The organism is Entomomonas moraniae (assembly GCF_003991975.1).
Lineage (GTDB): Bacteria > Pseudomonadota > Gammaproteobacteria > Pseudomonadales > Pseudomonadaceae > Entomomonas > Entomomonas moraniae.
In genome coordinates this window covers 232,797-246,552 of record NZ_CP029822.1, presented here as the reverse complement: position 1 = coordinate 246,552, position 13,756 = coordinate 232,797, and the positions used below count along the sequence as shown (strand labels likewise).

11 protein-coding genes are annotated in these 13,756 nt (G+C 39.4%); 5 read left to right on the top strand and 6 right to left on the bottom strand.

The features are described from left to right. Positions 1-24 precede the first annotated feature (24 nt). Complete coding sequence (yedF, locus tag DM558_RS01305) at positions 25-279, top strand: sulfurtransferase-like selenium metabolism protein YedF (protein ID WP_407644297.1); 255 nt, start codon at positions 25-27, stop codon at positions 277-279. Positions 280-324: 45 nt separating this feature from the next. Here yedF and DM558_RS01300 read toward each other — a convergent pair whose 3' ends face one another. From DM558_RS01300 to DM558_RS15980, 6 genes are read right to left on the bottom strand one after another with little or no spacing between them, the layout of a single operon-like run. After that, complete coding sequence (locus DM558_RS01300; RefSeq protein ID WP_127161706.1) at positions 325-1,011, bottom strand: response regulator; 687 nt, start codon at positions 1,009-1,011, stop codon at positions 325-327. Next, positions 995-3,718, bottom strand: coding sequence for a sensor histidine kinase (locus DM558_RS01295; protein ID WP_127161705.1), 2,724 nt, complete (start codon positions 3,716-3,718; stop codon positions 995-997). Before DM558_RS01295 ends, DM558_RS01300 begins: the two co-directional genes overlap by 17 nt. Continuing rightward, positions 3,718-4,305 carry a potassium-transporting ATPase subunit KdpC gene (gene kdpC, locus DM558_RS01290; RefSeq protein WP_127161704.1) on the bottom strand — a complete coding sequence of 196 codons (588 nt, stop codon included), beginning with the start codon at positions 4,303-4,305 and terminating at the stop codon, positions 3,718-3,720. Before kdpC ends, DM558_RS01295 begins: the two co-directional genes overlap by 1 nt. A 12-nt stretch (positions 4,306-4,317) precedes the next feature. After that, positions 4,318-6,396, bottom strand: coding sequence for a potassium-transporting ATPase subunit KdpB (gene kdpB / locus DM558_RS01285; protein ID WP_127161703.1), 2,079 nt, complete (start codon positions 6,394-6,396; stop codon positions 4,318-4,320). A 14-nt stretch (positions 6,397-6,410) separates the two neighbouring features. Further along, positions 6,411-8,126 carry a potassium-transporting ATPase subunit KdpA gene (gene kdpA, locus DM558_RS01280; protein ID WP_127161702.1) on the bottom strand — a complete coding sequence of 572 codons (1,716 nt, stop codon included), beginning with the start codon at positions 8,124-8,126 and terminating at the stop codon, positions 6,411-6,413. Continuing rightward, positions 8,127-8,198, bottom strand: a complete 72-nt coding sequence (locus tag DM558_RS15980; RefSeq protein WP_407644326.1) for a potassium-transporting ATPase subunit F — start codon at positions 8,196-8,198, stop codon at positions 8,127-8,129. Between the two features lie 551 nt (positions 8,199-8,749). Here DM558_RS15980 and DM558_RS01270 point away from each other — a divergent pair. The 4 genes from DM558_RS01270 (at position 8,750) to DM558_RS01255 (ending at position 13,726) form a co-directional block, all read left to right on the top strand. Continuing rightward, complete coding sequence (locus tag DM558_RS01270; protein WP_127161700.1) at positions 8,750-9,274, top strand: fimbrial protein; 525 nt, start codon at positions 8,750-8,752, stop codon at positions 9,272-9,274. 9 nt (positions 9,275-9,283) lie between these two features. After that, positions 9,284-10,015: a fimbrial biogenesis chaperone gene (locus tag DM558_RS01265; RefSeq protein WP_228411782.1), complete on the top strand. Its 732-nt coding sequence runs from the start codon at positions 9,284-9,286 to the stop codon at positions 10,013-10,015. 45 nt (positions 10,016-10,060) lie between these two features. Continuing rightward, the gene (locus DM558_RS01260) at positions 10,061-12,541 is read left to right on the top strand and encodes a fimbria/pilus outer membrane usher protein (RefSeq protein ID WP_127161699.1); all 2,481 of its coding nucleotides are present in this window, start codon (positions 10,061-10,063) and stop codon (positions 12,539-12,541) included. 183 nt (positions 12,542-12,724) lie between these two features. After that, positions 12,725-13,726 (top strand): fimbrial protein, encoded by a 1,002-nt coding sequence (locus DM558_RS01255; protein ID WP_164731216.1) that lies wholly within the window; start codon positions 12,725-12,727, stop codon positions 13,724-13,726. Positions 13,727-13,756 lie beyond the last annotated feature (30 nt).

Genomic DNA, 13,756 nt, shown 5'->3' with positions numbered 1-13,756 from the left:
CCCAAAACAAAGCAGGAAAATTTTATGAGCCAATCTACACAACCACTGGATCAAATCATTCCCACCTTACAACTGGATATGGTAGGAGAACCCTGCCCTTATCCTGCGGTGGCTACATTAGAGGTGTTACCCCAATTAAAGGATGGCGATATTTTAGAAGTGATTAGCGACTGCCCACAGTCAATTAACAACATCCCCATCGATGCGAAAAATCATGGTTATGAGGTATTAGCCATTGAACAAAATGGCCCCACGATCCGCTATTTAATTCGTAAATAATACCCGTTGACTCATGCCATAAACGTTAACCTTAATAGGTTACTTTTATCGTATGAGTCTATAACCAATGGCGGTTTCAGTGAGTAAATGCTGGGGATTGGTTGGTTCTGTCTCTAGTTTTTGGCGTAAATGCCCCATATAAATACGCAAATAATGGGGTTGCTCAACATAATTCGGCCCCCAAACTGCCAATAACAATTGCCGCTGGGTACAAACACGCCCGACATTTTTTATCAGCTCACTTAATAACTTATACTCTGTTGGAGTGAGGTGTATTTCTTGATCTCCTTTCAAGATACGATGGGTACTAAAATCAATCGTCACGTCACCAAAAATAAAGGTATTAGATGCGGTACTTTTAATATCAATACGCCGTATTTGCGCCCTCATCCGTGCGAGTAACTCAGGAATACCAAAAGGTTTCGTAATGTAATCATCCGCCCCCATGTCTAATGCAGCCACTTTTTCGGCTTCATCATGACGCGCGGTTAAGACAATAATCGGTAAATGAGACCACTGACGAACCTCTTGTATAAACTGTTTACCATCGCCATCACTAAGCCCTAAATCAAGCAACACCATACTGGGTTGGCGAGAAGCTGTTTCAATTAGCGCGCGAGAAACACTATCACACTCATAAACCTGCCAACCCTCTTCTATTAAGGCTTGGCTTAGCAGTTTACGGATATGTTCAGTATCCTCAACGATGAGTACGCTATGATTCTTTTCCATTGTCTTGCTCAATTATCTCGGGTGACTCTAACTCTATCAGAGGCATGGGGGTTGCGGGAATAGTAAAGGTAAAACAACTACCACCATCAATACGTTGCTTCGCTGAAATAGTCCCTTTATGGGCATCAATAATTGTTTTTGCAATACTCAATCCAAGACCTACGCCTGTATAAGCGGTTTCTATTTTACCACGATTAAATTTTTCAAAAATAGCCTGCTCTTGCCCTTCAGGTAATCCAATCCCTCTATCCAGCACAGAAACAACCAATTGGTCTTTTCGGTATTTAACATCAACCTCAACCTGAGGTATACCTTGGCTGTATTTAATCGCATTCTCTATTAAATTATGAAGCACTCGCTCAATTAAAAGAGGGTCAAACTCGACCAAAGGGATAGTAGATGGGCAATGTACCTTAATTTTAATCTGTGGGTAACTCAATGAAATATTATGCAAGACACTGCCAATAATCTCTTCAATGGAATACCAATCCAGCTTTGCTTTAAAGTGCCCCGTGTCGATACGTGCCATATCAAGCACATTACAAACAATGCTGTGTATAGAACGCGCATTATCATAAATAGCTTGTAAATTTTCCTGCAATAACTCCTTTGATATCGTTTGATGACGACTCATTAAGTTTTCAGCCTGCCCCATTAAGCTGGTCAGTGGCGTTCTTAAATCGTGAGAAATGGTTGATAAAAGAGTATTCCTTAACTGTTCAGATTCCACCTGAATCAGAACTTGCCTTGCCACTTCCGCAAAATGAATACGCTCTAACGCTATAGCGATCAGGCTAGTGATGGTTTCTAATAATTGCTTTTTCTCAGGGATTAATAAATCATTTAGGTGTTTAGGGGCAATCGCTAAAATTCCGCGAATACGCACTGGCGCATTCAGTGGTATATAACGAAAAGGGTGCTTAGGCAATGTATTGGTAGCAAAGCCGGCCTCTGCCTGATGATCAAAAGCCCATTGCGCAATGGCAAGGTCAATTCCCTCAGAAGCATTATCTTGCAGTTGCTCTTCTGGTGTGGGTAAAAGTAATACAACGCTGCCACCGAACTCTTGCTGCATAACTTGAGTACTTTTTTTAATCACCTGTTCTGTTTCAAGATACCCCGAAAGCGCCTTAGCAAATTGGAACAAGCTCTGTACACGCGCCTCTCTCGTTTTGGCAATTTTTGCACGGTATTTTAGACTGGCCATTAATTGGCTTGATAAAGACCCCACAAATAACATCACAGCAAAGGTCACTAAATATTGTAAATCCGTTATATTTAATGAGAAACGAGGAGAAATAAAACAGAAGTCAAAAATCAATACACTGATGATAGAGGTAAAAATCCCCACATTACGGCCATAACGGATACTGGCTAATATCACCATGAGTAGGAAAAATAAAACAATATTCGCTGGATCAAGATGGTTAGAGATTGGCCACAAACAAACAGTAAGCAGACTCGTCAAGGCTGTCGTATAAAAATAAGGGCGTAATTTTAGTTTCTTTTTAGGTGTTTTTAACCATGGCTCATGGGTTACTTTTTCTTGCGATGTTTGAGCTACTTTTCCTATTTTTTGAGTCTGTTTCGCGATTTGAATAAAATCTAACTCAGGGGCTAATGCTGCAATTTGTTGCATTAAACTTTTGTGCCACCAAAATCTTCTTTTAACTAAGGCACAGCTGAGCAACTTAGATAAATTATTTTTACGGGCATAATCAACCAGTGCTTTGGCCGTATCACTCTCCATTAACACTTGGGTGGTAGCCCCTAATGACTCGGCAAATTTTAGTCGCGTTAATATGGCATTGTGTTGTTGGGTTGATGTTTTTTTAAAATCTGCATTTTCTACAAAGACGGTGTGCCATGCACAACCTAACTGCTGGGCCCAACGAGCGGCTTCTCGTATGATATTTTCATCACCCGACGCCCCCGTCATATAAACGAGAATCCCCGCCTCTGTTTGCCAAACCCTTTGAATAGATTTTTCTTGGCGATAATGATGTACATCTGACTTTATACGGTCAGCCGTGCGGCGCAAAGCAATTTCCCGTAAAGAGATTAAATTACCTCGTCGAAAAAAATGATTAAAAGCACGCTTTGCTTGTTCTTGTTGGTATATTTTACCCACGTGTAAACGATTCAAAAGTTCATCGGTCGTGGTATCAACCAAAATCACCTCATCAGCAGACTCAAAAAACACATCAGGAACGGTTTCATGAATGGTCACTTCAGTGATTTGACTAATAATACTGTTCAAGCTTTCTAAATGTTGTACATTAAGAGTTGTCCAAACATTAATACCTTGAGACAGGATCTCATCAATATCCTGCCAACGCTTTGGATGCCTTGACCCTTCTAGATTGCTATGCGCCAACTCATCCACAAGCAGTAAGTCAGGCTTTGCTTCTATGGCTTTATTTAAATCAAACTCCTGAAACACTTTCCCTTTATACTGTGTGGTAATACGAGGAAGTAAATCAAAGCCTTGTAACTGCTTTTCAGTTTCTTTTCGCCCATGGGTCTCGATCAACCCAACCAACACCTTAGCGCCATTTTTTTGAGCCTCTCTCGCGGCACTTAACATCGCGTAGGTTTTGCCTACCCCAGCAACGGCGCCAAAGTATATACGTAATTTACCGCGTTGTGCTTTTTGCTCTTGCTGATTAAGCTGTTGTAGTAATGAGTCGGGATTAGGGCGATCCATTAAAGGGCTACCTTTGTTTGTGTAAACGTATCTAAGGCGAGATTAAGTTGTAAAACATTAATCACAGGCTCACCTATCATACCGAACAACGGTATCTGTTTATACTCATTTATCATCGCTTTTACTTGCTCATTAGATAACCCTCTGGCTTTAGCAATACGTGGTACTTGGTAAAATGCACCGGCAATACTAATATGAGGATCCAGGCCACTGCTTGAGTGTGTTACTAAATCAATAGGAACATGCGGGTTATGTTGTGGGTCTGCTTTGATTAAGCGATCAGCATAACCTTGAGCGGAGCTAACAAGTGCTGGATTAGACGGCGCAATGTTCGCACCACCAGAGGCCATAGCATTGTATGGATATTCAGCCGTTGCTGAAGGTCTACCCCAAAAGTACTGAGGTTCTTTAAACGACTGACCAATTAGGCGAGAACCTATCACTGCATTTTTTTGTTCGATCAAACTGCCATTAGCCTGTGATGGGAATAATAATTGGCCAACTCCTGTCATTATCAAGGGATAGGCTAACCCTGTCACAAGGGATAATAAAATAAATAAACTCAACGCGGGACGTAATATTTTCATTTTCTTTTCCACCTATAATACAGCTAAACACATGTCTATTAGTTTTATGCAAATAAAAGGCACTGCAATACCGCCTAAACCATAAAGCAGAATATTTCGACGCAACAAGCTAATAGCACTTGCCACGCGATAACGTACACCTTTTAATGCCAAAGGAATCAACGCAATAATAATCAATGCATTAAAAATAGTAGCTGATAAAATGGCTGACTCAGGGCTATGTAATTGCATAATATTCAAGACACCCAATGCAGGAAAAACACTGGAAAAAGCAGCAGGAATCACCGCAAAATACTTAGCAATATCATTAGAGATAGAAAAGGTCGTTAATGCACCGCGTGTCATCAACAGTTGCTTACCTGTTTTAACAATATCAATCAACTTAGTGGGGTCTGAATCTAAGTCCACCATATTACTGGCTTCTTTAGCAGCTTGTGTTCCTGAATTCATTGCCACTGCAACATCTGCTTGAGCCAGTGCTGGGGCATCGTTGGTACCGTCCCCCGTCATGGCAACTAATAAGCCTTGTTGTTGGTGTTCGCGAATAAGGGTTAATTTATTTTCAGGGGTTGCATCGGCTAAATAGTCATCAACGCCCGCTTCTGAGGCAATCGCTGCGGCTGTAAGGGCATTATCCCCCGTAATCATAATGGTTTTAATCCCCATTGAACGTAATTCGTCAAAACGCTCTCTGATATTGGGTTTAACAATATCCCTTAAGGCAATACAACCGATAACTTGATTATTTAGTGCAACAACAAGCGGCGTAGCTCCTTCAGTCGCTATTTTATTGACTTGCTGAGTAATAGCTTGTGGGAACTTACCACCCTGCTCCTCAACAAAGACTTTAACCGTATTAGCTGCCCCTTTACGGAGTGAATTAATGCCTTTGTCTGTTGAAATATCAACACCACTCATGCGCGTTTGAGCAGTAAAAGCAATCGGCGTGTAGTTAGCCTGCCCATTTTCAATAGATGCAGTATCCACATGATGTTGATTTAAAATTTCTTTGGCTAATACAACAATACTACGTCCCTCAGGTGTTTCATCTGCCAATGAAGACAATAACGCTTGTTGTGCAATATCGGTTAGTTGATAGTTAGGTGCAGGATAAAAATCAGAAGCTTGGCGATTCCCAAAGGTAATAGTCCCTGTTTTATCAAGTAACAAAACATCTATATTACCGGCTGTTTCTACTGCACGGCCCGAGGTAGCAATCACATTTTTTTTCATCATGCGGCTCATCCCTGCCACACCAATGGCAGACAATAACCCACCAATGGTTGTAGGAATTAAACACACCAACAAAGCAATCAGTGCCGTTAATGTAATGGTGTTACTTGCACCTGCATGTTCAACCGCAAAAGTGGTGAATGGGTACAACACCACAATCACAAGTAAGAAAATCATTGTTAATGTTACGAGCAATATCGTGAGTGCTATTTCATTGGGTGTTTTTTGGCGTTCCGCGCCCTCAACCATGCTGATCATTTTATCTAGAAATGACTCACCGGGGTTAGCCATCACTTTAATAATCAAATAATCAGAGATAACACGTGTTCCACCTGTTACAGAACAAAAATCCCCACCTGACTCACGAATAACGGGGGCTGACTCACCCGTGATGGCAGACTCATCGACAGAAGCGACACCCTCAAGTACTTCACCGTCTGCTGGAATGATTTCCCCGGCATTAACGAGAATAATATCACCTTGTTTTAACTCGCTGGATATAATAGTTTCACGGCTAGCCTCTAAATGAGGTTCAGACAAACGAGTCGCCTCGGTTGTTTGTTTTAAACCTTTTAATGCATCTGCTTGCGCCTTACTTTGTCCTTCGGCAATGGCTTCAGCAAAATTAGCAAAAAGCAATGTAAACCATAACCACAAAGTAATGGTGATAATAAAAGAGGTTTGTTCAGCACCTGTTACCATTGCATGAATACTGAGTACAACACTAAACACACTACAAATATAAACAATAAACATAACAGGGTTATGCAGTTGTACCAACGGATTTAACTTTAAAAAAGTATCTTTCAACGCCAATTTAAGTGATTGGCTACTTAATAACTTATTTGCTTTTAACATAATGGAGTGCCTATCTATTTCGTCATAAGTTGTACATGTTCAACAATGGGACCTAATACCAACGTAGGAACGTAAGTAAGAGCACCGATAATGAGTACAATACAAATGAGTAATCCTATAAATAGTGGAGAATGGGTAGGAAGCATATTGTCATTAAAAGGAATACGCTTTTTCATTGCGAAAGCACCGGCAATGGCTAACATAGGAATAATGACACCAAAACGGCCTGCAAACATTGCCAACGCCAATAAATAATTATAAAACGGCGTGTTCGCTGATAAGCCTGCAAACGCACTGCCATTATTATTAGCTGCTGAACTAAAGGCATAGAGCACTTGTAAAAAACCGTGTGCGCCGGGATTGGAGATGCCTGCAACACCTTGAGGAATAAGCGTACTGATTGTTGTGCATATGAGTACAATAAAAGAGCTTGCTAACATTGCTAGCGCAATCAGCTTCATTTCTTTTGGTTCAATTTTCTTGCCCAAATACTCGGGGGAGCGACCGATCATTAACCCTGCAATAAAGACAGTCAGAATAACAAAGATCAACATGCCATAAAGACCTGACCCAACGCCACCTAACACAACTTCGCCTAATTGCATCAATAACATCGCAGCACCACCACTTAAGGGCATTAGCGAGTCATGCATATTATTAACAGCACCACAAGATGCGGCTGTTGTCACAGCGGAGAATAGCGCAGAACCAGAGATGCCAAAACGTGATTCTTTGCCCTCCATATTGCTGCCTGTTTGTAAGGTTGATGATGCCGTGTCAAATGATGTACTTTGCCAAACAGGATTTACCTGTTGCTCCAACGCCATCAAGCTACTCGCAAAAATGATAAACAAAATAACCATGGCAATATAAATCGCCCAGCCTTGTCTCTTGTCACCGACAAGATGACCGAAAGCAGCGCACAATGAAGCAGGGATTAAAAAGATGCATAACATTTGAATAAAATTAGTTAATGCATTGGGGTTTGAAAATGGGTGTGAAGAATTAGTATTAAAGAATCCACCGCCATTAGTGCCAATTAATTTAATGGCTTCTTGTGATGCATTAGGCCCCATAGCAATGACTTGTGTGCTACCCTCCAGTGTATTAATTTCTAAAGGTGGTAAAAAATTCTGAATCACCCCTTGGCTCATAAAAATAAGGCTCACAATGATCGATAACGGTAATAATACATAAAGTGTAATACGGGTAATATCTACCCAAAAGTTACCTAGACTATGAGCTGTTTGGCTATAACTGCTAAGCCCTCTTATCACGGCAAAAACTACAGCAATCCCTGTGGCGGCAGATAAAAAGTTCTGAACCGTTAGCCCAAGCATTTGTACAAGGTAACTAACCCCAGACTCACCACTGTAGGCTTGCCAGTTTGTATTTGTCACAAAACTAACTGCTGTATTAATGGCTAAATCTAGGTTAGGTGTAACCGCCTGATTTTGATTAAGTAATAAATAAGATTGTAGTAACTGTAAAAGAACTAATACCACAATGCCTAATACATTAAATATAACCACACTGAGTGCATACTGCTTCCAGTTCATCTCTTGGTTGTTAACCCCTGAAACTTTATAAATAAAGTTTTCAAAACAACCAATAACCTTAACTTTATTTTTAGATACAGCAATATAGGCGAGGTATCTCCCTAAGGGATAAGCCAGTGTTGTTAAAGCGGCTAATAATAAAACAATTAATATAATTGACTGTGTTGTCATTTAAAAGTCCTCCGCGTTATAGAGAACATAAATCAAATAACCCAGTAAGCTAATCGCTAATAGCAACGCCATTCCTAATAAAATAGACATACAAGAAGACTCACTAAAATAATTTTTACTGAGTCAGCATAAAGAAATGGATATAAAAAAAGTGTAAATTAAATATTGTAAGGTATAAAAAAAGTATAAAAATGCTCTATTTTTTTATTTTTGATAATGACATACGTGCGACAAAAAAGGGAAAACACCTAATAAAATAGCCTATATGTACGGTTTATATAATTAAAAAAATGAGGAAAATAAGACACTTAAAACCTCGACTCCGTCAAAAAACATACTTTAACAATAAAGTATAGTAGACTTAATTCACAAAATTAATATATTGGTCTTGTATATTTTTAGGAAGAAAACTATCTTTGCGCCGGTATATAAAAATATACGAATAAAACCTCCTGAGTGTATAGCTCGATTAAGCTTACCTATAACATAACCTTTTAATATGGATATTGCCGATAAACGAAACAGTTTATCTGCGTAGTGCTGTCCCTGTTTTTAGGAAATGTTTGATGTTAGGTTAAAGAGTAATTCGGGAAGAGGGTAAAACGATTTATTTGAGGATTTTCATGAAAAAAAATACATTGATTTTAACATCTATCATTCTTGGGTTTCAGTTAGTAAACACAGCAAATGCAGCCGATGGTACCATCCAATTCACTGGAAACATTCTTGATACCGCTTGCACAGTTAATACTGAATCACAAAATCAGACTGTTAACTTAGGCAATGTTTCTACATCAGCGTTTCCTAGTGCTGGCGCAACAGCAGCACCTGCACGTTTTACAATTAAACTATCAGACTGCCCAAGCTCAGTAGCTAATGCTAGTGTGCGTTTTGATGGTTCACCAGATACAACTAACTCACACATTTTAGCACTTGACTCAGGACAAACAGCTAAAAATGTGGGAATTGCTATTTATGAACAAAACAGTAGCACATTAATTCCGCTGGCCACTGACTCTCAAAAAGTTGCACTCACTGCAGATACGACTAATGAGCTAACTTATATCGCTAAGTACTATGCAACAGCATACCCTGTTACAGCAGGTACAGCAAACGCAACAACCTCTTTCACTATTATTTATAACTAAGAAAGAAAAATGGAGCCTTATAAAGGCTCTGTTTTTAAATATTTTCTAGGTCCACGAATGCTTAAAAAAAATATTTTTCCTCTATTACTTATTATCATGCAAATACCTGTTAGCTTGGCAGGTGTCCAGATTGGTGGTTCAAGACTGATCTATGATGGTAATGCAAAACAAGCCTCTATCAGTGTTAACAATCCTGATAAGCAGCCTTATTTAATTCAATCATGGGTCAACAAATCGGTTGAAAGCAACACCGATGATGGTGTATTTATTTCTACTCCCCCTCTATTTAGACTTGACCCTAATACACAAAACTCAATACGCATTATTTATAATGGCCAGTCGTTACCTAAAGACAGAGAAAGTGTTTATTGGCTAAATATCAAGTCAATTCCATCCAGCGATAAAGAAGCTCAAAATGTATTATTAATTGCTGTCAAAAGCAAAATGAAATTATTTTATCGCCCCACAGGTTTAAAAGAAAACCCAGCCGATGGCTACAAACAGCTAAAGTTCAGTCAAAGTAATGGTAAGTTATTAGTCAAGAATCCAACACCTTACCATGTTTCATTTTATAGCTTAAAAGTAAATGGAAAAGACATCGAAAACCCCGAGATGGTTGCTCCTTTTTCTACAAAAGTAATTAATAAATCTGTGGCTACTGGCAATAATGTTAACTGGCAAGCGATTAATGATTTTGGTGGTGTAACGCCTACAGAGCAACAAATAATACCTGCGCCCTAGCATGTATAACGTTTTAATTTACCAGAGTATGAAGTTGAATAAATAATGCGAAATCGCATATTGTCATATACCGTTTTAAGTGTAAATTGTGTAATATCTTCTCAGTTAACTCTCGCAGATGACTATTTCAACCCTAACCTAGTGGAGGGAAATAGTCATTTTGTAGATCTTTCTGTTTTTAATAAAACGGGGGGGCAAGAGGCAGGTTCTTATTCGTCAGAAATCTATATTAATAGCAACCATGTAGATGAAAGAGATATTAACTACGAGCATTTAGATAGTAAGCTAGTACCGCTATTAACCAAGCAAGATTACATTAACTTTGGTGTTAATCCAAATGCGACACCTGAGTTTATGGCATTACCAGATGACCACATTATCAAAGATATTGGCACGGTAATTCCCGATGCCCTTACTAACTTTAATTTCGAGCAACGAAAACTAAAAATATCCATCCCCCAGCTATATATGACGAACACAGCACAAGGCTATATTTCGCCAAAGGATTGGGATGATGGCATTAGCGCACTTTTCTTAGATTACAACACCTCTTTTGCATCAACAAAAGAAGATGAGTCTTCAGAGATGAATACAAATGCCTACGTCAATTTACGCAGTGGCGTTAATGTAGGCGCTTGGCGTCTTAGGAACTACAGTACCTACACGCAAGGAAATGGTACTCACGATTGGAATAATATTAATACCTATGCGCAACGGGATATCAAATCACTTAAAAGCCAGTTAATCATCGGGGATAGTTATACCCCCTCTGATATGTTCGATAGTTTTGCTTTTCGAGGGGTTCAACTATACTCCGATGACAGTATGCAACCATCTAGCCTACGTGGATTTGCACCTGTTATACGTGGCATTGCACAAACCAATGCCCAAGTAACCATTAGCCAAAATGGTAATGTAATTTGGCAATCTTATGTACCACCTGGACCTTTTGCTATTGATGACCTATACCCTACCTCGGCCAGTGGTAATCTTGAAGTAACCATTAAAGAAGCGGACGGTAGAGTACGCCAATTTACTCAACCTTTTTCATCAGTACCCATTATGCTTCGCGAAGGTCGGTTCAAATACTCCCTGACCGCGGGTGAATATCGCTCAACAAGCGACAATATTAAAGAGCCTGGTTTTATCCAAACAACCGGTGTTTATGGTTTACCGTATGATTCCACTGTTTATGGTGGAACCATCTTAGCCTCCAATTATAAGTCAGCTCTTTTAGGTGTGGGTAAAGGGTTAGGCTTTTTAGGTTCAGTATCTCTTGATACAACAGTCGCTAGCTCTAAAATTAAAGGTACTAACTACAACGGGCTTTCAACACGTTTCCAATATGCTAAAGATATTACTCAAACAGGGACAACCTTCACATTAGCAGGGTATCGTTACTCAACCTCTGATTACCGCGATTTTGATGAAGCCAACGGTTATTATGATTATGCTAATGATACATTTAGTGACCCCGCGACAAAAGTCAACAACTTAATATACAGACAATCGAAGCGTAATAGGCTTCAATTAAATGTCAACCAGTCATTGGGGGATTATGGCAGTTTCTATGTGTCTGCTTATAAGCAAGACTATTGGAATAGCCATAACAACGATAAGAATATTAACTTAGGCTATAACAAAAGCTATAAAGGCGTTAACTATACATTCAACTATAGCTATTCGCAGAGTTTATACCAACGCCAGAAAGAACAACTCTTCTCTGTTAATATTCAAATCCCCCTTGATCTTTTAGGACGAACCAGTTGGCTTAACCTATCATCCACCTCCGATGATGACGGTAAAAACACAACCTCTGTTGGGATATCGGGTACCGCATTGGCAGACAATAACCTAAGTTATAATGCACAACAATCCGTCACCAAATACCAAGGCGGAAGTGGTAGTTCATCATTAAATTACAAATCTAGTTTTGGTGAGTATCAACTAGGGTTTAACTATACGCGTCACAGTCAACAACTAAACTATGGCGCCAGAGGTGGTGTTGTCGTTCATCCTGATGGCATCAACTTCACACAGCCTTTAGGTGATACCATGGTCTTAGTGAAAGCACAAGACGCAGCTGATCTTAAAGTGGCTAACAACACAGGGATCTACACCAATAAAAATGGCTATGCAGTTATTCCCTATGCTGTTCCTTACCAACGTAATCGTATACATTTGAATACCTCAAATTTAGGTGATGACATAGATATTCTAACAGATACAAAAGTAGTCGTACCCACACGGGGAGCCCTAGTTGTTGCCGACTTTCCAACACGTGTTGGTCGTAAAATACTGATCACACTAGAAGGAATGAAGATTCCATTCGGAGCAGAAGCAAGCATTATAAATGATGGTATCAAAACGACAGGCATTGTAGACAACAAACAACAAGTCTACTTAAGCGGTGTCCCTATGCAAGGAAACATACTGGTTAACTGGCAAGATGGACAATGTAAAGCCCCTTTCCAACTAAGCCAAAGTGATAAAGAAATCATTTTGATTTCTCTTCCTTGTCATTAGGGAAACTTTATGAAAAACCATACCGTGCAACATAATCCATTTACATATGGGCAACAAAGTTACTTTAGTGGTATCCACAGACAAGACATAATTATGATTAAATGAACCAATGAGCAGTGTAAAAACCTATTAAAAACTATGATGATCTTATTCCATATTCTTCACCTCGCTATTAGGAAAAACATGAAGTATTTTTTATTATTGCTAACTGGACTAAGTTGTTGGATACAACAGGCACAAGCTTACACCTGCACACTGCAAACCTCAATGACAACAATTAGTACAGCCAATATCACCATAGCCCGAAGTACTCCTATCGGCACAGAAATTGGAAATACCTCAACGGCTATTACTCCTATTTACAGCTGTACAAATTCAGATCCCAAGTTAACTGAACAGATCTTTGGTGTTAAAGCAATAGGTACTTATGTGATGAATGTTGGTGATAAACGCATTTATAGCACACCTATTAAGGGTATAGGCTATGCAGTAGAAGGATATACCTATAATTGTCAAACCGATGTATGGAGTGGCTGGGTTGGTGGCGGCACAAATGTTGATGGTAACGCCAATAATAGAGGACTCTGTAGCATAGCAGGTATCCTCCCAAGACAACCTATCACAGGGATGATAAATATTGCCTATTACAAAACAAACGAAGTAACAGGTTCAGGAACCGTTTCCCCAGGAGTTGTTGCTGCATTTATTTTAAGAAACAACGGTTCTTGGCAAAAAGAATCCGATGTTTCTGTCTCTTCACTGACAGTCACCACCATACCGTGCGAAGTAAACCAAACGGTAATCAGTGTCGCCATGGGCGATGTGGAGAAAAAAGAGTTTAAAGGTATCGGCACTTGGCCAGATGACTCAAATACCAAGAAATTTGATATTCCTTTAACTTGTAATCCTGATGCAAAAGTCAATGTACAAATCGATGGCGATATTCAAAATGCTAACCAAGGGATCATCAATCTGACAGCTTCCAATAACAATGCGACAGGAGTTGGGATTCAATTATTATTCAATAATACACCACTAAAACTAGGTGCTCCTTTTTCTACAGGAACTACCACAATTAATGGGTTGTACAATATTCCATTACAAGCACGTTATTATCAAACAGGAAATACGGTTACTGCTGGAGAAGCTAATGCCACGGCGACCTTTACGATTACCTATAATTAATTTACATTAGTTTCATAACTTAATGAAATG